This window comes from Cupriavidus sp. GW821-FHT07C08 (genome assembly GCF_059419025.1).
On the sequence record NZ_JBWKQZ010000002.1, the window covers coordinates 108,087 to 129,568 of the forward strand.

Annotated in this window: 19 protein-coding genes; 7 read left to right on the plus strand and 12 right to left on the minus strand. The window is 61.3% G+C overall.

Translation table 11 applies throughout. From position 1 onward, the window contains the following. Positions 1–44: 44 nt before the first annotated feature. From AC07UK_RS03680 to AC07UK_RS03695, 4 genes are all read right to left on the minus strand, one after another. A complete protein-coding gene (locus tag AC07UK_RS03680; RefSeq protein ID WP_058697574.1) occupies positions 45–1,142 on the minus strand; it encodes an alkene reductase in 1,098 nt (365 codons plus the stop codon). Between the two features lie 596 nt (positions 1,143–1,738). Continuing rightward, entirely contained in the window at positions 1,739–2,683 is a 945-nt protein-coding gene (locus AC07UK_RS03685; RefSeq protein ID WP_058697573.1) for a TIGR03571 family LLM class oxidoreductase, read from the minus strand. A gap of 147 nt (positions 2,684–2,830) precedes the next feature. Further along, on the minus strand, positions 2,831–3,763 hold the full coding sequence (locus tag AC07UK_RS03690; RefSeq protein ID WP_081050243.1) for a nuclear transport factor 2 family protein: 933 nt from the start codon (positions 3,761–3,763) through the stop codon (positions 2,831–2,833). A 12-nt stretch (positions 3,764–3,775) separates the two neighbouring features. Beyond that, positions 3,776–4,753 carry an LLM class oxidoreductase gene (locus AC07UK_RS03695; RefSeq protein ID WP_058697571.1) on the minus strand — a complete coding sequence of 326 codons (978 nt, stop codon included), beginning with the start codon at positions 4,751–4,753 and terminating at the stop codon, positions 3,776–3,778. A gap of 200 nt (positions 4,754–4,953) precedes the next feature. Here AC07UK_RS03695 and AC07UK_RS03700 point away from each other — a divergent pair, with 200 nt between their 5' ends. The 4 genes from AC07UK_RS03700 (at position 4,954) to AC07UK_RS03715 (ending at position 9,326) form a co-directional block, all read left to right on the plus strand. Then, positions 4,954–5,883: a LysR family transcriptional regulator gene (locus tag AC07UK_RS03700; protein WP_058697570.1), complete on the plus strand. Its 930-nt coding sequence runs from the start codon at positions 4,954–4,956 to the stop codon at positions 5,881–5,883. 153 nt (positions 5,884–6,036) lie between these two features. Beyond that, positions 6,037–7,059: an LLM class oxidoreductase gene (locus AC07UK_RS03705; protein ID WP_058697569.1), complete on the plus strand. Its 1,023-nt coding sequence runs from the start codon at positions 6,037–6,039 to the stop codon at positions 7,057–7,059. A 50-nt stretch (positions 7,060–7,109) separates the two neighbouring features. Continuing rightward, positions 7,110–8,243 (plus strand): alkene reductase, encoded by a 1,134-nt coding sequence (locus tag AC07UK_RS03710; protein WP_058697568.1) that lies wholly within the window; start codon positions 7,110–7,112, stop codon positions 8,241–8,243. Between the two features lie 96 nt (positions 8,244–8,339). Beyond that, the gene (locus AC07UK_RS03715; protein WP_058697567.1) at positions 8,340–9,326 is read left to right on the plus strand and encodes an LLM class flavin-dependent oxidoreductase; all 987 of its coding nucleotides are present in this window, start codon (positions 8,340–8,342) and stop codon (positions 9,324–9,326) included. A 367-nt stretch (positions 9,327–9,693) separates the two neighbouring features. Here AC07UK_RS03715 and AC07UK_RS03720 read toward each other — a convergent pair whose 3' ends face one another. Both AC07UK_RS03720 and AC07UK_RS03725 read right to left on the minus strand, forming a co-directional pair. Next, positions 9,694–10,179, minus strand: a complete 486-nt coding sequence (locus AC07UK_RS03720; RefSeq protein ID WP_199414554.1) for an ankyrin repeat domain-containing protein — start codon at positions 10,177–10,179, stop codon at positions 9,694–9,696. A gap of 95 nt (positions 10,180–10,274) precedes the next feature. Continuing rightward, positions 10,275–11,723 carry a catalase gene (locus AC07UK_RS03725; RefSeq protein WP_058697566.1) on the minus strand — a complete coding sequence of 483 codons (1,449 nt, stop codon included), beginning with the start codon at positions 11,721–11,723 and terminating at the stop codon, positions 10,275–10,277. Positions 11,724–12,522: 799 nt separating this feature from the next. Here AC07UK_RS03725 and AC07UK_RS03730 point away from each other — a divergent pair. Further along, positions 12,523–13,596, plus strand: a complete 1,074-nt coding sequence (locus AC07UK_RS03730; RefSeq protein ID WP_058697565.1) for a zinc-binding dehydrogenase — start codon at positions 12,523–12,525, stop codon at positions 13,594–13,596. A 92-nt stretch (positions 13,597–13,688) separates the two neighbouring features. On the opposite strand, the gene AC07UK_RS03735 is transcribed toward AC07UK_RS03730, so the two are convergent. The 6 genes from AC07UK_RS03735 to AC07UK_RS03760 form a co-directional block, all read right to left on the minus strand. After that, entirely contained in the window at positions 13,689–14,066 is a 378-nt protein-coding gene (locus AC07UK_RS03735) for a cupin domain-containing protein (protein ID WP_058697564.1), read from the minus strand. A 44-nt stretch (positions 14,067–14,110) separates the two neighbouring features. Next, positions 14,111–15,238, minus strand: coding sequence for an alkene reductase (locus AC07UK_RS03740; protein WP_058697563.1), 1,128 nt, complete (start codon positions 15,236–15,238; stop codon positions 14,111–14,113). A 385-nt stretch (positions 15,239–15,623) separates the two neighbouring features. Then, positions 15,624–17,078, minus strand: coding sequence for an MFS transporter (locus AC07UK_RS03745; protein ID WP_070940824.1), 1,455 nt, complete (start codon positions 17,076–17,078; stop codon positions 15,624–15,626). 154 nt (positions 17,079–17,232) lie between these two features. Next, positions 17,233–18,027, minus strand: coding sequence for a class II aldolase/adducin family protein (locus AC07UK_RS03750; protein WP_256333795.1), 795 nt, complete (start codon positions 18,025–18,027; stop codon positions 17,233–17,235). 411 nt (positions 18,028–18,438) lie between these two features. Next, entirely contained in the window at positions 18,439–19,362 is a 924-nt protein-coding gene (locus tag AC07UK_RS03755) for a LysR family transcriptional regulator (RefSeq protein WP_058697561.1), read from the minus strand. Between the two features lie 27 nt (positions 19,363–19,389). Then, entirely contained in the window at positions 19,390–19,971 is a 582-nt protein-coding gene (locus tag AC07UK_RS03760) for a TetR/AcrR family transcriptional regulator (protein WP_058697560.1), read from the minus strand. Positions 19,972–20,416: 445 nt separating this feature from the next. Between AC07UK_RS03760 and AC07UK_RS03765 the strand changes: the two genes are divergently transcribed. Beyond that, positions 20,417–21,184 carry an AzlC family ABC transporter permease gene (locus AC07UK_RS03765; protein ID WP_058697559.1) on the plus strand — a complete coding sequence of 256 codons (768 nt, stop codon included), beginning with the start codon at positions 20,417–20,419 and terminating at the stop codon, positions 21,182–21,184. Continuing rightward, on the plus strand, positions 21,181–21,477 hold the full coding sequence (locus tag AC07UK_RS03770) for an AzlD family protein (RefSeq protein WP_256333794.1): 297 nt from the start codon (positions 21,181–21,183) through the stop codon (positions 21,475–21,477). Before AC07UK_RS03765 ends, AC07UK_RS03770 begins: the two co-directional genes overlap by 4 nt. Positions 21,478–21,482: the final 5 nt, after the last annotated feature.

The following is a 21,482-nucleotide window of genomic DNA, read 5'->3' on the forward strand; positions in this document are numbered from 1 at the left end:
CGATGAGGTGTTCCTCCTTTCCTGTTGAACGGAGGATCATTGCATCAGGCAGCATGCGCCGGGTAGTCGGTGTAGCCTTTGGCGGAACCGCCATACCAGTCTTCCGGGCTGGATTGTGCAAGCGGAATGTCGTGCTTCAGTCGCGACACCAGGTCCGGGTTGGCGATGAACGCACGGCCGAATGCAACCAGGTCTGTCGTGCCTTCGCTCACCAGTTGCTTTGCCTTTTCCGGACTGATACCGCCGTTGACAATCAGCGAGCCGGAGTACGCTGGCCGCACGATCTCGAGGATATTGGGCAAGTCTGGACGGTCGAACCAGCCATTGGTATCCGCGATGTGAACGTAAGCCACGCCAAGATCCTGAAGCATGGCTGCGACATATTGGTACGTGCCCACTGGATCGAGGTCACGCACATTGTTGTATGCCGCGAATGGGGAGATTCTCACCCCGATCCGATCTATCGGCATCACTCGCGAAACCTGCTCGATAATCTCGCGCAAGAAGCGGGCACGATTTTCGACGGAGCCTCCGTATTCGTCGTCCCGTTGGTTGGTCGTTGCGGACAAGAACTGATGTGGCAGATAGCCGTTGGCCGCATGGACTTCGACACCATCGAAGCCGGCAGTGCGCGCATTGGCGGCAGCATACCGATATTCCTGAATGGCGGCCTTCACCTCCTGCGTACTCATTGCGCGCGATGGGGTGGCATGGATCCTGGTGTATACGCCGTTCTGCAGTTTTCCCCAGACATGAAGCTGGTGCAGGTCATCGTTGACAGCCGAGGGAGAAACCGGCGCATTCCCGTTCAGGATCGCGAAAGAGCTCGCTCGACCGGTGTGCCAAAGTTGCGCTACGATGCGCCCGCCCGCCAGATGCAGGCTTTCCACGATGCGCCGCCACGCTTCGGTCTGCTCCGGGCTGTACAGGCCAGGCGATCCCTCGAAGGACTGGGAGTTGCGGGTCACATTGATCGCTTCGGAGATCAACAGCCCTGCACCGGCGCGCTGAACGTAGTACTGCTCCATCAATGCGGAAGGGACATCGTTTGCATCCGCTCTGGAGCGGGTCAGCGGCGCCATCACGACACGGTTGGCGAGCGGGATCGCGCCGAGTTGGTAGGAATCAAATAGGTTTGGCATGTGCGCTTTCTCCTGAAAAGACACGGGGTGTTCGGCGCGAAAGGAATACCCTGTTCGCTGCCTGAAAACGAAACGCCTCGATAAAGGCGAGCGTGGTGCAACGGGTAGCCATACTCGGCTGGCTTCCGCTCCTTATGCCGCCTTGCCTGGGCCGGACGACATCTCGGTGCGTCGGTTGATGGTGCGGTAGTCAGCTATTCAATGCTGCCCACCAACCCCGCTGTTGAATGACTGCAGTGTCAGGGATCTGATGTTGGTGATATAGAGGGATGGTGTCCCGGAATACGGGACAATGGATCCCTAATCGGCAGCTGGTTTGCGTTCCGGAACTATGACCCTTCCACACCGTTTAGCGCGCACCAGGTTCCACTTGGCAGGCGCGTCCAAGCATTCGTGTTTGAACTTGGTGGGGTGTTTAGACCTGATCGAGGCGCCGCTGTGAATCGTTGCCGATACGCTGAAGCGAAGAGCGAAACCGCAAGGCTGCCTGACGAAAGGCACGCACATGACCGACTGGGGAATCCTCATCGGCAATCGAGTGATGAGGATCGCCTGGTGTGAAGAAGGCCTGGTAAAGTCGGACCGGCAGAAACAATTCACTGGCGCAAAGCCGGAAGAACAGCCATACCAAGTTCTTCCACAACGCCCAAAAGAGGCCGCGGACCGGGGGCGAGATGCAGCATGGCGTGGGCGACACCATTGGCCTCCAGTCGCTTCAGATAATCGATCAATGCCCAGCGGCCAGTTCGCAGGCCCAGTTCGATAGGTACTGCCTCGGTCGAAGGGTCGTCGACCAGGTCCAGGTGTATGGACTGAACGAACGGCTTTGGCATACCAGGGGACCGTTCTCGTAGCGCGGATTGCCAGAGGCCAATGCGCCCCTGCTGGCGAACTTCCTCTCTGTGGTACGTGGCCCATGCGTCTGCATGGGCTGCGATCCATTGCAAGGTTTGCCGGGCTGAACCCACCGCCATCATCGGCACGCGAGCAGCCGGCGGCACAGCAAGATCGTAGCCATCGGTGGCGCTCAGCAAGGCGGCACGATCGGCCTGCGAAGGCGACAGCGCCGCCCTGACGATCGCCCATCGCGTCCGGAACGCTTCTGCCCTTTGTTCAGGGTCGAGGCCAAACGCCGCAAATTCGGCCTCCCTGTCACCGGAGCCTAAGCCCAGGATAAAGCGGCCCTGCGACAGCCGGTCCAGCGACAGGGCGGACTTCGCCAGGTGGATCGGGTGTCGCAGTGGAAGCACCGCTGCGGCCGTACCGAGTGCAATCGAACGGGTTACCCCGGCAAGGAATGACAACCACACGAACGGGTCATCCAGCGCCGCGGCTTCCATGGTGGATCCTTGCGGGATCATCAGAGGTACGTCGCGGGCCCAAAGCGCAGCGAACTGGAGGGCGTCGGCGCGTGCGGCCAGGCGCAGCTCAGACTCGATGTCGGCCATCTCACCGGGCTTGCGCCCGAGCGGGGTCATCAAGCCTACGGTCAATTGCCCGGCGGCAAGGGTGCGCTCATAAGCGTGATTGAGTAGGTCCATGGCTCGTTCCCGATCGTGACGTGGCTTTCGGTGCCCCCGATTTTGGCGCTACGCTCGACAACCGGAGACTCGGTGAAGCATAGGTGTGATTCGCGCACCTGGACAATATCTGTACGCGAGGCGCTCCCGCCGTTGCACGTGTCCAAATCAGACGCTGAACCAGCCCGGCACGTATGCCATCTGGCCAATCCGCCATGTCTCGCCATCGTCCTTGATCAGCTGTATGCGATAGTGCGCGCCGTAGAGCGGTTTGTTCTCCGGCGTTGTCGTCCGCCCGGGCATAACGCGTCCCAACAGGAGCGCCGCGCTGCTCCCGTCGGACTGGATCTCGACCTGCAGCGGCTCACCATAATGCTGCATCCACGGCCACGGCAGGCGGAACGCCTTGAGCGTTGCCATCAACTCGCGGCGCCCTTTCAGATGTCCCATGGGCGTCAGTTCAGCCTCGGCATCCTCGCTGAAGCATTGACCGAACAACACGAAATCGGCTTGATCCAGGGCCCAGGCATAGCGGAACCAAGCCTCGGCGGCCGCCTCCTCGTTGCTGGTGGCCAATTCCGACACCGGGATTCGATGCCACGGTGCATCCAGCTCGCTGACGACGACGGCAGGCGGATCGCCGGGCTGCCATGCCCTGTCGGTCGGCGGCAGCTGCCAGCCCGTCAGCCTGGCCGACTCGCCATGGACCCAATGGAGCTGGATCCTGATTTCGCGTATGCGCGCACGGCTTCCCTGGCTCTCGAAAGACAGGATCACCACGCCGCCGAACGCTACCGCTTCAGCGTTGCCGGCAGATTGCCGCGCCTCGCCATGAAAATAGGCGCTGACCATGCTCTCGCTCCCATATGCCCGAGGAACACGATTGGTCGCGGCGATATGCACGGCCTCCAGGCCTGGGAAGTCGCTGGCCAGCGCCCCAAGGACATCATGGGCTCCCCGGAAATGGCCACGGTGGCTGCTGAACAGCTCGACTGCATCGGCCAGCAGATCTTCCGCAGGCATCGACGGTCTTCCGGCCCACGTATCGCAGAAGGCAGCAAGCAGATCCAGAAGTTGATGACGTGTAACAGTGGACGACATTGATTTCTCCATTCAGTCGGCCCGGAAGTGGGGCAGGACAAATTCCGCCAGTTCCTCCAGCACCTCTGCCGCGGGCCGGCGCAAGGGCTTGAGGTTAAGCGCGACGTGGCTGACGCCCTGAGCCTGCTGCCTTCGCCACAGGGCGATCAAAGCGTTGCGGCCGGCGCGGATGCCGTTGCCGACGTACTGCAACGGGGCGTTGGGGTTCTCGGACAGGTCGAAGAACGCGGCATAGCCGTATGGCCGCAGCCACCCCTCCTCATGGCTGGCCCGCCAGCTTTCCAATAGCTGCGGCATCCGGTCGAGGTCGCTCAGGTGCCAGATCCAGCCATCGCTGTGCCTGGCGATCCAGCCGAGATCCTGGCGGGCCCGGCCGATCACCAGCATGGGCATGCGCCCACCCACCGGCTTCGGAATCAGATCGATCTCGCCGCGGAAGGTGCCGTAGTAGCTAGTGGCCGCGCGCGGAAAGGACTGCTCCGTAACCGTCTTGATCAGACCGAAGGCTTCGCGGAAGCGGTCCCCGCGGCTCTCGTAGTCCGCCCCGAACGCCGGATATTCGATGGCGCGGTCACCAGTTGAAAGCCCCAGCAGCAAGCGGCCTTGCAGCAGCTGATCAGCGGATGCGGCTTGTTTGGCGACGATGAGCGGGTCGCGCAGCGTCAGGATGATGCCGGCTGTGCCCAGCGCGATCTTTTTGGTGTGAGCAGCGAGAAAGCCCAGATACACCATCGGGTCCAGCATCTGCCCGGTATCCCCGAAGTTGGGGTCGTAGAAGGGAACATCGCGCATCCATAGCGCAGAAAATCCCGCCTCGTCAGCCATCGTGGCCAGGCGCTGATGGTCTTGCAGAGTGGGGAACGGCGACGATGGATAGCCCTCCAGGGGCATGATGAAGCCAAACGTCAGCCGGCCAGGCTGGAAGACCCGGCGGTATCCGGGGTGGGCCTGCAATTCCGCAGGCACTGGACCGATTGAAGGGTTATTCATAGTGATGACTCCGCTAAACGGCGAGCGGCACGCTCCGAGGTCTGCGTTGACCCAATGCCTTGGTAGCAACTCGGCCCGCCGCATTAGCCCGCATTGCTCTGCCTTGTGGACAGGTAGCAAGGATAAGGCGATGATTGGGGATTTGGATTCCCGTGTCAGGGAACGCTGATGCCCCGCTGTGGGTGTGAGGACACAACACCATGGAGCCCAACCGATTCGGCGACATCGCCGCGTTCGTGGCGGCAGTAAAGGCTGGCAGCTTTACCGCCGCCGCCGATTCGCTCAGCCTCACCCGTTCAGCCATTGGCAAGAGCATCGTGCGCCTGGAGGGGCGACTGGGCGTGCGCCTGCTCAACCGCACCACGCGCAAGCTGAGCCTGACTGACGAGGGCCTGGTGGTATATGAACGCTGGCGCCAGATCCTGGAAGACCTCGAGGAGGTGGATGCCACCATGGCACTGCGCCGCGGCAGGCCAACCGGCACCCTCAAGCTGACGGCACCCTTGTCCTTCGGACAGCGCCACATCCTGCCGGTCCTTGATGCCTACCTGAAGCAGTGGCCCGAGCTGCGTGCGGATATCTCGTTCACCGACCGCTTCGTGGACCTCATCGAAGAAGGCTTCGACATTGCCATCCGTATCGGCATCCCGAAGGATGACTCGCAGATCCTCACTCGCACGATTGCCGAGCAGCAGTTCCTCACGTGCGCCTCACCGGAGTATCTAGCCCGGCGTGGGGTGCCACAAGTTCCGCAGGACCTGGCCGGTCACGACACCATTGTCTTCCAGAGCGCGGAGCGGCCACGTCCGTGGCGCTTTGACACGCCTGAAGGCCACTATCTGTTTGATGGCCCGGGACGCCTGAGCATCGACAGTTCGGAGGCGATGCGCGAAGCGGCGCTGGCTGGCTTCGGCCTGGTCTGCCTGCCGTCCTATCTCACGGGCGCCGACGTTCGCGCGGGCACGCTGGTGGAAGTGCTTGGCGCGTATCGCACAACGCCTGACCCCATCCGGGTCGTTTATCCCAGCAAGCGCCACCTGTCGCCGCGCATCCGGGCGTTCATCGACCTGCTGGTGGCACGGTGGGAAGCTGGTGTGCCATGGGAGCCTGGTACACAGGCCAATACCTGACTCGCGCCACTTTGCTGAACAGCGGGCTGCAGGAGAGTGTTGGGGGGTGGGATTGGGGCCCATGAGGACCGAGTGCCGGTCTCGCAAAGCGGTTTATCTCCACACGGGATTCAATGAGACTTACGACATCCCAATCCCCAGTGGTCCTCTGCCATGACTGTCCCAGCCTCTGCCACCCCAAAGGCGTTGCCTGCCGAGCTGCCGAGCCCGCACCCGGCCCTGCAACAGCATCCGGGCTTCCAGCGCCTGTTCCAGCCAGGTGCCCTGACCATCGGGCTGATCCTCCCGCTCGAAACCCATCCGGGACGGCCCGCGCCGACCATGCGCGGCCACGTGCAGATGGCCCAGCGCGCCGAGCAGCTGGGTTTCGGCGCACTTTGGATGCGCGACGTACCCTTCTTCGATCCGAATTACGGCGATGTGGCACAGATTTTCGAGCCAATGGTCTACATCTCGTACCTGGCTGCTGCGACCGAACGAATTGCCCTGGGTACCACTGGCATCGTGCTTCCAACGCGCGAGCCGATGAACCTGGCCAAGCAGGCGACGTCGCTGGACCAACTCAGTGGTGGCAGGCTGGTGCTCGGGCTGTCCTCAGGCGACCGCTATAGCGATTACCCGATGTTCGGCATCGACTACGAGAGCCGCGGCGAGCGCTATCGCGACGCCTATGGCGTCTTCCGGACGCTGTCTGAAGAAAGCTTTCCGAGCTTTCAGTCTGCACGCTTCGGAGGATCGCCTGGCGCCCTCGACCTGGTTCCCAAGGCGCCGTTCGGGCGAGTTCCCGCCATCGCCGTGGGCCAGGCACAGCAAAGCATGGAATGGCTGGCGCATAACCTGGACGGATTCCTGGGAGGAGCGCCCGCTCCGTACGGGCTGGCACAGCTCGGCGAAGAGTGGCGCAAGCACGTGCACGCTGCGGCGGGTGAGCAAGCCTTCAAGCCTTTGGGGCTGGGAGGCTACCTCGACCTGGCCGAAGACCCGGATGTGCCGTTCCAGCGCTTCCCTGGCGGTTTCCGCGCCGGACGCAACGGGCTGCGTGACTATCTGGAACTGGCTCAGGCAGCCGGCATTTCCCACGTTGCCCTCAATCCGAAGGTCAGCCGCCAGCCCTATGGCGAGATCCTGGACGAACTGGCGGAGTACGTGTTGCCACACTTCCCTTCGCATCCGTGAACCGGCAGCACGCACGCCAATACTCGCACCTGCTACCCGGAGCCCTTGCCATGACATCCCTCTTCGATCCTTATGACCTTGCCGGCCTGCAGTTGCCAAATCGCGTCGTCATGGCGCCGATGACACGCGCCCGGGCAGTCGACACCGTCCCGCCGACGGATATGGCCACGTATTACGCCCAGCGTGCCAGCGCCGGCCTGATCATCACCGAAAGCGCCCAGGTCTCGGCTCAGGGCCGCGGCTACCTGTACACGCCAGGGATCCACACGCCCCAGCAAATCGCAGGATGGCAGCGCACCACCGACGCAGTGCATCGCGCCGGCGGCCGGATCTTCATCCAGCTCTGGCATGTCGGGCGGGTCTCGCATGTTTCGCTACAAGCGGACGGCAATGCACCGGTCTCTTCGGTGGCGGTAACGGCAGCCGATACCCAGGTACTCGCCTACGACACCAACGGTCAGCCGGCCCAGGTGCAGGTCAGCGCGCCGGCGGCCCTGGACCTGGCCGGCATCCGCGGCGTGATCGAGGACTTTCGCAACGCCGCACGCAACGCCATGGCCGCTGGCTTTGACGGCGTCGAAATCCATGCGGGTAACGGGTTCCTGTTCGAGCAGTTCATCAATGCCGGCCTGAACACCCGCACCGACCAATATGGGGGCGCGTCCATCGACAACCGGCTGCGCCTCCTGCTGGAGACCGTCGATGCGGTCGCCGGTGAGATTGGCAATGCGCGCGTGGGCGTGCGCGTGTCGCCGCAGGCCCGGCTTAACGACCTGCATGCGTTCGAAGAAGAGGAAGCGACCTGGCTCGCTTTGGCCGAGGCATTGTCCCGCCGCAGCCTGGCTTACATGCACGCGAGTCACCTCGAATCGCCCGCATTCCAGCAGGCTTTCCGCAAGGCCTACCAGGGCACGCTAATGCTGGCAGGCGGTTTCAATTCGGAAAGCGCCCGAGAGGCCCTGGACGCAGGGCAGGCCGATGTGATTGTGTTCGGCCGGCCGTTTATCTCGAATCCGGACCTGGTGGAGCGCTTGCGCAACGATTGGCCATTGGCGGAAGCCGGGCGTGAGGCCTTCTATGGTGGCGGCGCCCGTGGGTACATCGACTACCCGGCTTACGATCCGGCCAGAGCACCGGCAAACGAGCCGACCCATGAAAGACAGGCCAGCCACCGCCAGGCATGACAGGCGGACAAGGCATAGCGCCGCCTCAGACTTGCTCACCAAAACCAGGGGCGTGGGCCGCTGCCCTGCCCCTTGCAACCTCTCAATGGAGTTCCTATGACCGCCCTGTCCGTCCTGGATCTGGTAATGATCGGACAAGACAAGAGTCTTGCCGAGGCCGTGGATGAGTCGCGCCAGCTGGCCCGGCATGTCGAGCAGCATGGCTTCCGTCGCTACTGGGTCGCGGAGCATCACAATATGCCAGGCATTGGCTCGGCCGCCACCTCGCTGATCATCAGCGATATCGCCTCGGCCACGTCGTCCATCCGTGTCGGGTCCGGTGGCGTCATGCTGCCCAACCATGCACCGCTGGTTGTCGCCGAGCAGTTCGGCACCCTGGAAGCGCTATATCCAGGTCGAATCGATCTTGGCCTCGGACGCGCGCCAGGCAGCGGCGGCCCGACGGTTCAGGCGTTGCGACGCGGCGCCAGGGAACGCGACTTTGCGCAGGATGTCGTCGAGTTGATGGACTATCTGGCCGACAACGGCAAGCAGCCGGTGCGCGCGGTTCCGGAACGGCATGACGTACCGCTCTGGATTCTCGGCTCCAGCATGTACGGTGCCGATCTTGCGGCAAAGCTCGGCCTGCCCTATGCATTTGCTTCGCACTTCGCGCCGCGTTACCTGCACCAGGCGATCACCCACTACCGCAACAACTTCCGGCCCTCGCAGCAACTCGCCACGCCGTACGTCATGGTCGGCGTGAATATATTCGCGGCTGAGACAAACGAGGAAGCGGAGTACCTGGCGAGTTCGCACCAACAATGGATGCTGAACCTGCACATGGGGCGCCTTGGCCTGTTGCCCAAGCCCGTGGAGGACTACGTGCGGCGCTTGCCCGATCACGAGCGCGAAGTCCTGGACCAGGTCATGGCCTGCACCGTGGCCGGCGACAAGCCGACCGTCGGCGCGTGGATTGAGAAGATCGTTGACCAGACCGGTGCCGACGAGCTGATGATCGACTGCCGCATCTACGACCCGCAGGCGCGGATGCGCTCGCACCAGTATGCCGCGGAGTCCATGGGCGACCTCCTCAGCCGCTAGTCCATGGGCGACCTCCTCAGCCGCGTAGGACCTGACGCTTTGCAACTTGCCAAGCTGCAAAGAGCGGATGCCAGTAGCGGAGAGGGAACAGCGCAAACCCATCGGATTGGATCGTCCCGCACTTCCTTCGCAGAGACTGCACAATGCACACAAGGCGTCAGAGGGTGACTTGTAAAGGGAACCTGTAGCGTGGCTACCCGCCATTGTCCCCCTGTAGACCTCGGTGGGTGGCATGACGGTAAATTTTCCGATCTCCTGAATCAGAGACTGCTCGAACTCTCGAATCGTCAATACCACTTTAGCGTCGGTATTGGGGTAAATTGGCTCACGTTCAGCGGCATCGCTAAGAGGCGACGCGGCCAGCGTATCAATGACCGCGGTGCCGGCCTCCCATGAAGGCGGCTGCATCGGCGGCGGTCATGCCCCAATTGTCGCGCGCGCCGAGGTTGGCGCCGCTTGAGACTAGTAGATCTACGATTTCAGTCCTGTCGAACATCGCGGCGACCATTAGCGCAGTGCGGCCGTCTGGCGACGCGCCTTCGACGTCGGCGCCATACGCCAGCAGTACTTCAATTACGTCCTTGAAGCCCTTGTAGGCCGCTCCGGCAATTGGTGTCTGGCCAGCCGCGTTACACATGTCAGGCGAGGCTCCGGCATCAAGCAAAGTGCGCAGGGTGTCCACCTGTCCGTGGTAGGCGGCCAGCATCACAAGGCTGTCGCCCTTCTCGTTGCGCAGGTCCGGCGACAAGCCGCGCGCAATCAGGGCAGCAAGCGAACCCGCATCCCCTTGGCGCACCAGGTTGAAAACCTCGGCCAGCGCGGCGACCACGCGAGCCTCTTCCTCAGGCGTCATGTTCCGTTTCCAGTCTGATATAGCTTGGGTCATTATCCTTGTTCTCTCCCCCGCAAGGCGGGAGAGAGCTGTACAGGTCAGACGCAGGGCCGTTCTTACCTTTGGCTTTCGATACGTTCAATCGCCGCAGCTACGCCGGCACCGTAGGCCGGGTCGGCGGCCGTGCAGTGGTCGATGTGGCGTTGCTGAATGTGCTTCGATACACCCTTGATCGAACGAGACGTGTTGTCGAACAGTGACTGCTGCTGCGCTGGCGACATCAGGCGGAACAGCGCCCCCGGCTGAGAGAAGTAGTCGTCGTCCGCGCGATGGTTCCAGTGGTCGGCCGCGCCTTCCAGCGTCAGCGGCGGCTCGAGGAAGTCGGGCTGGTCAGCCCACTCGCCCTTCGTATTTGGCTCATACGCGATGGTGCCACCCTGGTTGTTGTCCGTGCGCATCCGGCCATCCCGGTGATAGCTGTTGACATACTTCGCGGCCTTCGGCGAATTCACCGGGATCAGATGGTGGTTGACACCCAGACGATAGCGCGCGGCGTCGCCATACGAGAACAGACGGCCCTGCAGCATCTTGTCCGGAGAGAAGCCGATGCCAGGAACAATTGTCGACGGTGCAAACGATGCTTGCTCGACTTCGGCGAAGTGGTTGTCCGGATTGCGATTGAGCTCCAGCATGCCAACTTCGATCAGCGGATAGTCCTTCTTCGGCCAGATCTTGGTCAAGTCGAATGGGTTGTACGGCACCTTGCTGGCATCGGCCTCGGGCATGATCTGCACGCAGAGCTTCCAGCGCGGGAAATCGCCACGGTCGATGGCTTCGTACAGGTCACGCTGGTGATACTCGCGATCCTGCCCCGTGACTTCGGCAGCCTCGGCGTCGGTCAGGTTCTGGATGCCCTGCTGGGTCACGAAGTGAAACTTTACCCAGTAGCGCTGCATGTCCTGACTAATGAAGCTGTACGTGTGGCTGCCGAAGACGTGCATATGACGCCAACTGCGCGGGATGCCGCGGTCGCTCATGACAATGGTGATCTGGTGCAGCGCTTCGGGCAGGCTGGTCCAGAAGTCCCAGTTGTTCTCGGCGCTTCGCAAGCCGGTACGCGGGTCGCGCTTCACGGCGTGGTTCAGATCGGGGAACTTGAGCGGATCGCGGAGGAAGAACACTGGCGTGTTGTTGCCCACCAGGTCCCAGTTGCCTTCTTCCGTGTAGAACTTGATCGCAAAGCCGCGGATGTCCCGCTCGGCATCGGCCGCACCACGCTCGCCGGCCACTGACGAGAAGCGCACAAACACTTCCGTCTTCTTGCCGATTTCCGAGAACAGGTCGGCACGCGTGTACTTGGCGATGTCTTTCGTAACCGTGAATGTGCCGTAGGCGCCGGAGCCTTTTGCGTGCATGCGGCGCTCGGGGATGACCTCGCGGTCGAAGTGCGCCAGTTTCTCCAAGAGCCAGACATCCTGTAGCAGTGCAGGTCCGCGCGCACCGGCAGTCTGGATATTTTGATTGTCGGCGACAGGAGCGCCAAATGCGGTCGTGAGCTTCTTCATGTTGGGGTTCCTTTGGTGCATGGCGCGACCTCATTGGCTCGCGCCGGATGTTTGTGGGCGTGCTGAATGCGGGCAGAGTGCTCCCTATTTAGTCGAACCGCAGCCACAAGAACTCCTCCGCCTGAAAATCAGTACGTTAGACGCTAACGGTACAGTGATACCGCCCGAAGCGCTGATAGCAATGTATGAGCGGCCGTGACTAGAATAGTCCAACTCCATCGAGCGCGGTATCAATGTTGATGGCACGAGATAAAAGATGCGATACGGACGAGGAGCGTCCGCGCATAGCTTTTGAGCTCTCCGTGTTGTCACGATCTCGGTGTATTCGTTGTGGACAAACTGTAGTAGCCGACGACATGTATTGCACGGCTCCAGTTTTCAATCCTGGAGTGCATCCGCATGATCGGTGGCACGGTGCAGCCCCCTAAGATCGTCGAAGTACTGTAGGTACCAACGCCATGATTACGCCGACCCAAAGGGGTAAACCACTAGCCCACAGAGCTACCCTGCCTCGAAAGCGCATTCTACAATTTATCCATCGATCACCATCTTGCATTGGCGAGAGCCGCTGAACGGGACCTGCCCGGACAGCACCATGATCATTCCCCACCTGAAACCATTGCTGGCAAGAACGAACCAGGAACCAGGATGGTTGGCGCTCGCTCGATAAGTGGTCGATCGATAACTATCAAGCGTCATTGACTCAGAGGCATGCTGATTGCCGCTGGAGACGCCGATCGTACGACGGGCTGCCCTGGCCCGTAGTGCGATCAGAATGCCCCGCCAACAGGAGACCCGCATGGCAACCATGAAAGCAACTGTGTTCGTAGAGCCTGGCCGTATCGCACTGGAGGACAAACCCATTCCCGACGTCGGTCCGACCGATGCGCTGATCCGCATTACCACTACAACCATTTGTGGTACCGACATCCATATCCTGAAAGGCGAGTATCCCGTCGAGAAGGGCCTGACGCTGGGGCACGAGCCGATCGGAATCATCGAGAAACTCGGCTCGCAAGTGAAGGGCTATCATGAGGGCCAGCGCGTGCTGTGCGCGGCGGTCACCCCGTGTGGCCAGTGCTCGTCATGCCTGATGGGGTTCCATTCCCAGTGCGGCAGCAATTCCGCCAGCGGCTGGAAAGTCGCGGGGGGCTGGAAGATCGGCAACTACCTCGATGGCTGCCAGGCGGAATACTTTGTTGTACCGGACGCGCAAGCCAACCTGACCGTGATCCCCGACAACCTCACCGACGAGGACGTGCTACTGGTGCCGGATATCGTCAGTACCGGCTTTTCCGCTGCCGAATCTGCCGGTGTCAAGATCGGCGACGTTGTGGTCGTGGTGGCGCAAGGGCCTATCGGACTGTGCGCGACAAGCGGTGCGCGGCTGATGGGCGCCGGCCTGATCATCGCAGTCGATCCGGTCGAGGACCGCCTGCAGAAGGCCAAGACAATGGGTGCAGATGTCCTGCTCAATCCAACGAAGTGCGATGTCGTCGAGGAAGTGATGAAGCTTACGCAAGGCGTGGGCGCGGATGTCGCGCTCGAATGCCTGGGCAGGGATGAGACGATCGCTACCTGCGTCAACGTGACACGCCCGGGCGGAACGATCTCAAGCGTCGGCATCTATTCCAAGAGCATCCCCATCCCGCTCGACGGGTTCGGGGCCGGCCTTGCGAACAAACGCATTGTGACTTCCACCTGCCCAGGCGGCAAGGAACGCATGCGGCGGCTGCTGAATGTGGTATCGAGTCAGCGTATCAAGCTCGATCATCTCGTCACGCACACCTACTCGCTCGATGACGTCGTTGCGGCATACGAACTATTCGGTCATCAGCGCGATGGAGTCGTGAAACTAGCACTGAAGCCCTGACGGGCAAGGCCCCTTCCAGCAAGTGCCACGCAAGAATGAGAAACCCGCCGGCTGGCGGGTTTCTCATTGGCGAGAAGCACTACTATGCTGAACTACCCGGCTCTGGCGCCTTCGATATGTTCGTAGTGGATATCGAAAGCCTTGTTGGTAATGAACAGGAACGTCACGTCATTGTCCTCGGTCGCTCCATGGAACATGGTGGTGCCCTCCTGGAACCACACAAAGCTCCCCGGGCCGAACTCTCCGGCATGCGTCTTCAGGATCCCGTCCAGAACGTAGATACCATGAGAGCAATTGTGCCAGTGAGACCGATTAATGAAGCCTGCCTTGTAGCAGATCTTGGAAATGGAGACGCCGGTTTCATCGTCGACATGGCAGGTCTTGACCGGCAGCTTTGCGCCTAACTCAGGAATTTCAAGGAACTCCCAGGGCACTCTGTTGGTGTCCACTGATTTGATTGGCATGTTCATATGTCAGCTATTTATTGGGTCGTGTACCGGAAAGGCAGGGGTATTCACGCCGCCTGACTTTGGTCCAGTTCGGGATAATCCACGTAGCCCTCCGCGCCGCCACCGAAGAAAGCGGCAGGGTCGGGCGTATTCAGCGGATGGTCGCCACGCAGCCGTTCAGGCAGGTCGGGGTTGCCGATGAACGGACGACCGAACGCAATGATGTCGGCACGGCCATCCGCGACGGCTCGTTCGGCGCTCTCACCGTCATAGCCGCCCGCCAGCATCAACACCCCCTGATAGGTCTTGCGCAACTGTCGGATGATGGCGTCCCAGCGAGGATCAACCTGCTCATCCCGCACAGTGCCGACGATGGCGGGCTCCACGAGGTGCAGGTAGGCGAGCGGCCAGTCGTTGAGGCGCCCGACGATGTAGCCGAAGGTGTCCTCCGGCGTCGCATCGCCCATGCCCATGAAGCGACCCATTGGCGTCAGGCGTACGGCCACGCGCTCGGCACCAATCTCCGCACTGACCGCGTCAACCACCTCGAGCAGGAAGCGCGCGCGGTTCTCGATGCTGCCGCCATAGTTGTCCTGCCGATGGTTACTGGCGGAATTGATGAACTGGTCGAGCAAGTAGCCGTTGCCTGCATGGATTTCCACGCCGTCCATCCCCGCAGATATGGCATTGCGTGCAGCCTGGCGGTAGTCCGCCACGATGTCTGCAATCCCCGCCGCCGTCAGGGCTTGCGGCACCGGTATTTCGGCCCAGATGCCATTGCCGTCCGCATCGGTTACGAAGGTCTTGCCAGGAACAGGCAAGGCGCTGGGGGCGACCGGCAACGCGTTGCCGGGCTGGAACATGGGGTGCGAAACCCGGCCCACGTGCCACAGCTGCAGGAACATCCTGCCCCCTTCAGCGTGAACGGCATCGGCCACGGCCCGCCAGCCATCGATCTGCGCCTCGGTATGGATACCGGGTGTCCAGGCGTAGCCCTGACCTTGCGGCGAAATCTGGGTCGCTTCCGAGATGATCAACGCCGCCGATGCACGCTGCCGGTAGTACGTCGTGTTCATGTCGGTCGGTATGTTGCCGGGCTGGCCCGCACGCGAACGGGTAAGTGGCGCCATCGCCACGCGATGCGGCAGGGACAGCGGACCGACCGAGATCGGACGGAAGAGATGAGTAGTCATGGATGGACTTCCTGATGCGTGGAGAAGTGCTTTCGATCCTGTTGCGCCGCGAGCTCCCGGTGATGGTGAGGCGGCGAACGATACGCGCGGAGCTTCGATGTCCTGCGAGCAATTGGCCCGACAGGGCTCCGGTGCCTTGAAGCGTAGGCAAGCCGCCCTTCGCTGAGAATGGGTTCGTAGCGCAAGTCTGCGTTGCGCGCGGCGCAACGTCTGGCTCAAGTCAGCCCGGGCGGCACACATGCCCCACCCTGTTCTCCCGCAAAGACGTGCCGCCAGGCTCAGAAAACCCTGTCCGCGGCACGCCTGGAGAATGGGCAGCGCGCGCAAGATGGGCTGGTGGCCGCTGCTTCCTTACGCGTAGCGCCGCGGAGCGCGCCCCGATGGATCATGAAGCAGCATGTGAATCCGCTTCCCCTCTTTCCTTTACATGCGTCGACGAACGGCCCCTGCCGAAGGAGGAGGCGGGCCCGCCATAGGCTGCGCTAGCGCGGCTTCCTGTGGTTACGAAGTCCGTATGACTCCCGCAACCTGTCGGTTGTCGCTGTGGTGTCAGGGAGAGACTGTTCCCCGGTCGGCCAGACAGCTTCCGGGTCAATACCATCAACACGATGAAGCCACAGGCACCGACCACCGAGATGAGAATCAGGCCATATGTGTAGCTTCCCGTCTTATCCCTGATGACTCCCATAAGCAGCGAGTGCGCGAAGCCGGAGATGTTGCCAAGCGAATTGATCATCGCAATGCCTCCCGCCCCGATCGAGGCGCCGAACAGCAGTGGCGGCAACGTCCAGAACACCGGCAGTGCCGCCATGACCCCGAAGGCCGAAACGCTGATGAGGACGATCTTGAGCCAGGGAGACGGCGCCATCGTGGACGCAGCAAGACCCACCACGGCAATCATCAACGGGATGAGGACATGCTGCCGGCGTTCCCCCAACCGATCGGAGCGCCTGCCCCAGACCACCATGCCAATGGCTCCGACGGCAAACGGCAACGCCGTAGCCACGCCGGTCTGCATCACGGACAGATTTGCATCTTTCAAGATCAGGGGCAGGAAGAAGGCCATGCCATAAGAAAATCCCGTGATGCCGAAGTAGACAAAGGCGAGCAACCAGACCCGTGGATTCTTCAGGATATCGACCAGCGTCTCCTTCTGCCCTCCACTCGCCTGCTGCCGTTCTGCGGCCAGTGCCTGCTGCAACCACCGCTTCTCTTCGGGATCCAGCCATTCAGCTTGGTCCGGCGTGTCACGCAACACCCTTAGCACAACGAAGGCGAGGAAGATCGCGGGCACGGCTTCGATCAGGAACATCGTCTGCCAGCTTTTCAGCCCCCAGAGTCCAGGGCTGTTGATCAGAAAGGCGGAGACCGGCGCACCGACCACGCTTGCCAGCGGAATCGCCACCATAAAGCTGCCGACGAAGGTTGCCCGCCATTTGCCCGGCACCCATAGCGTCAGAAAAATGAGGATGCCTGGGAAAAACCCGGCTTCCGCCGCACCAAGCAGCAGGCGGACCACGTAGAAGCCCGTCTCGCCCTGCACGAATGCCGTGGCACCGGACAGCAGTCCCCAGGTGAGCATGATGCGGGCAATCCAGCGTCTCGCGCCGAACCGCTCCAGGGCCAGGTTGGACGGAATCTCGAAAGCAAAGTACGTAATGAAGAACAGGCCCGCACCCAGCCCGAAGGCCGCCGTCGTCAAGCCGATATCGTGGTTCATCGTCAATGCCGCGTAGCCGACATTGACGCGATCCAGGTGCGCAACCACATAGCAGATCAGCAACAAGGGGAGGAACCGGATGAGGATCTTGCGCATACAGCGCTGATCGACTGGGGTCATGTCTCTTCCATCCTTATATAGTTATGCGTTGTACCAGGCGAGCAGGCGTGCGCGGTTGACCGCCTGCCTTGCTCGCTTTCGCAATTCGGGGCGATACACCTTTCGTACAGACTTTCGGAAGCCGGAGAGGCCCGGCGCTGCGCGACGCCAGGCGTCAGCTGTCGTATCTCGGAGCGTCGTCCTTGATCAATCTGATCGCTGCGTCAAAGCCGACCTGATGGTAGCTTTGCAGGCCACCGGTATCGATGGCGAGGTTGTCGGCAATATCGAGTTCTGCAAACTGCTGCGCGGTGTGCTGCCTCACCGCGACAGGCGGATATGTCAGCCTGGAGCCGCCGGCAAGTGCCGCCACTTGCGCCTGACATGCACGCTCCAGATAGTAGATGACAATAAACGCCTCCGCGACCGTGGTTCCCGCCGCCAGCAGTCCATGGTTGCGCAGGACCATTGCCTTGTTGTTTCCAAGGTCAGCTACCAGCCTGGCCCGCTCCGCTTCGTCTGACGCGATTCCTTCATACTCATGGTAAGAGATTCGCTCGTAGAACTTGAGCGCGTGCTGACTAATGGGCAACAACCCCTGTTCCTGTGCGGATACTGCGATACCTGCGGCGGTATGGGTATGCACGACACAGGAAATATCATGGCGGGCCATGTGGACTGCGGAATGAATCATGAAGCCCGCGGTATTCACCCGCTGCGGTCCCTTGCTTCCGCTCTCCAGGATCCGGCCATGCATATCGATCTTGACCAGACTGGAAGCCGTGATTTCATGGAACATCAGGCCATACGGATTGATCAGGAAATGATGTTCATCCGTGCCGGGCACCCGCGCGCTGATGTGCGTATAGATGTGATCCGTCATTCTGTGATGGGCTAGGATTCGATAGAGCGCTGCGAGTTCGCAGCGCGTCTTCCACTCGGCATCGCTGTAGTTCGAACGCATGGGTATCTCCTGTCTGTTGTTGTTGGCCTATCGGGCCCGAGCCAATCAGCAAGGCCTATGCCAGCAGCAGAACAACGGACCCCGATGCCACGGCGCAATTAAGCGTTTGCATAAGACCAACTGGAACAGCCGTTGGCAGCGCGCAGCGAAATGCCCGCGCGAGAGACACTTTGTCTTCGACATGTTCGTCGCGACGACACGGCATACGCCCGCAGCACCCTCGGCCTCATTCACTTATCAGAAGCGAATCGGATACGCCGTGTAGGAAATCTCGAGTTGCAGGAATGTTGTCGTAAAGCACAGCGCGGACTTGGCCACGCCTCTGGGGGACATCCTCCTGGAGGAGGAGGCATCAGGATCGCAAGCCTGGAGAATCAGCTTGAATGTAACCCGCAATGCGAGGTACACAACGGGCAATTAAGCCGCGGCCCTGTCCCTGTGAGTCGGGCCAGGTATCTCGCCCAGAAAGTCGAGGAAGGCCGCAATACGGCGGGAGCCGCGCTGGTTAGGCAGATACAGCGCTGTAATTGCCGAGCTGGCACGATTGGGATTGACCGTCCAGTCATCGAACAATGACGTCAGCTTGCCAGCCTGCACGTCCTCATCGACCATCCAATCCGGCAAAAGGCCGACGCCGCCGTCGGCGAGCGCCAGCTCGCGCAGCACCTCGGCATTGTTGCTGCGGAATCGCCCTGAGACAGGCACCTGAACCTCCTCGCCCTCGCGATGGAATGTCCAGACTTGAGGATGGGCCCCGTAGTTGAAGCGCAGACACGAATGGTTTGCCAGTTCGATCGGCGATGCCGGGATTTCACGCTCAAGCAGGTATGCCGGGCTGGCAACGACCCTTCGCCGGAATACGCCAACCTGGCGCGCCACGACATCGTCGTACGATGCCGCGCTGCCGAGCCGGATCGACACGTCGATGCGCTCGCCGATCAGATCGACGATCTCGTCGGTCATTGTCACCTCAAGTTCCAGCTGGGGATACTTGGCCATCAGGCCGCCGAGGAACGGGGCAATGCAGCGACGTCCAAATGCGACGGGCAAAGATACGCGCAACTGACCGACCGGCGTATCGCCCCGGTCAGCAATCAGTGAATCCGCCTCAGCCACGGCTTCAAGGATCTTGCGCGCCCGCTGGTAGTAGGCTGCACCGGCTTCGGAGACTGTTACCTGCCGCGTCGAACGGTTCAGGAGCACGGCGCCGAGCTCCTCCTCAAGTCCATCGATGGTGCGCGTGACCGACGAGGTGGCCAGGTTCAGCCGCCTGGCCGCTGCCGAAAATCCCTTGGCATCCACGGCCTCGACAAACATCTTCAGTGCCAGCAGCTTATCCATGCCATGCGTCTCCGAGCTTGCGCCTGCTCAGGTGCGCGCCTGCCGCAGCTTGCGCATGGCTGCCGGCGCGCCGTTAAGGAACATATCAACCTGCTGCCGCACGGCCGCATCAATATCCACCGGTACCTTCAGACCATACACCCACCTGCGCAACCCGAGATAGAAGATCGACGCATGCAGACTCCAGATCATCTCGATTTCCGCCTCCAGCTCCGCCGCATTGCGCGGCTCGCCGATGCCGAACTCGGCCCGCACCTCGGCCAGCACCGGGAGGAAGACTCGGTTGCGCAATTTGCTGAGATACTTGTTGTTGATCCCTTCCCGCGTCAGGCCGGCGAAAATAAAGATCCGGATCCACTCCTCGCGCAAGATCACCGACGCGTAGTCGACATAAAAGGCAGGCAGGCGCTCGACGAGCGGCACGGACCGATCGGCAATCTGCCGCTCCCACTCCCGGCGCCACTGGAATACCTCGTTGTAGACGCGGTCGATCAGCGCTTCCTTGTTTTCGAAGTAGCGGTACAGCAGCGGCTGGGTCACACCGATCTGCTTGGCCAGTTCACGCGTGCTGCCGGAGAAGCCATTGCGCGTGAAGTGCTCGATGGCCATGCGGACAATCTGCTCTTCCCGCTCCTCTGGTGGAAGCCGTCTACCGGTCTTCTCGGGCGCTTCCCCCCTCGCCCCTGTTTCCCCTCGCTCCATGCATCCCCCTGGCACCAGACAATGGCGTGTTACGCCTCCATTCTACCAATCAGGCGATAAATTGTAAGGCAAAGGCAGGGGCGAACCATTGGCCCTCCGATTGCGAAGAAGATCTCACGTTCCACTTCTGACGAGGCCCCGCGAAACCTATCAAGTCCCCGGCGAATGTATCACGCGGCACCAAGAAACCTACCTGGCATTGACTGCCAACGTTTCTGACATTTCTGGCATCAGACACCAAGCAACCAATCAATTTACCACAACAAAACAAGCAAATTGCTACCAAAAGCGCATACAATGCTTTCTTTGAATTGTGGCCTGACAAATCCGGCCAACGAAGGACTGTAGTGAGATGGAAGCAGTAGAGGGCCAGAACGTTGGAAGACGCCCGGCACAGGTTCAGCAACTTGCGGAGTTGAAGCGGGGAGCTAGGGACAGCGTGCCCATGCTGGTTGGCTTTGTTCCCTTTGGCCTCGTACTCGGCGCACAGGCGGCTCGCCACGGCCTGAACCCTGCGGAAGTCTCCCTGATGACCGGCCTGAACTTTGCCGGCGGCTCGGAATTTGCCGCAATCGCCTTGTGGGCGTCCCCGCCCAGCGTTCTTCTGATTGTTGCGATCACCTTGCTGGTCAATAGCCGCCATCTCCTGATGGGCGCAGTGCTCGCACCATTGCTTCACCACCTGCCTCGGCGCAAGGCACTAGCTGCGCTGTTCGTGATGTGCGACGAAAGCTGGGCGTTCGGGCTGGCAGATGCAAAACAACGCGCCCAACGCCAGCGAACGCCCGTGTTGCCCGTGTTGAGCCTGCCGTATTACTGGGGCGTCGCAGCCCCGTTCTATCTGACATGGGTCGGGTGCACTGCCATCGGCGCGGCAGTTGGACCGATACTTGGTGATGTTGAGGCCTACGGCTTCCACATGGCTTTCCCTGCCGTGTTTCTGGTGCTGATGCGTGGCATGTGGAAAGACCTTCGCACAGCCAGGCCATGGCTTGTCAGCCTGGCCGTCGCGGCGATTACACATCTTCTGGTGCCTGGCGCCTGGTATGTGTTGGCCGGTGCCTTGTCCGGCGTCACCGCCGCATACTGGATGGCTGATCGCAAGGAGGCGAAGCAGTGACATTCCTTACACTTGCCACGATCTTCGCTATGGCCTCGGTCACTTATCTGACGCGTATCGGAGGGTACCTCCTGCTGCACAACAGGAAACTGAGTCCGCGCGCTGCCGCCACGCTGGAAGTCGCACCGGGATGCGTACTGATTTCAGTCATTGCGCCATATTTTGTATCGGATCGCCCCGCCGACCTCGCAGCCCTCGCACTGACTTTAGCGGCCGCCACGCGGCTCTCGATCCTTCCTACCGTCGTGATCGGCATCGCTTCTGCGGGGACACTGCGATATTTGCTCGGCTAATTGAC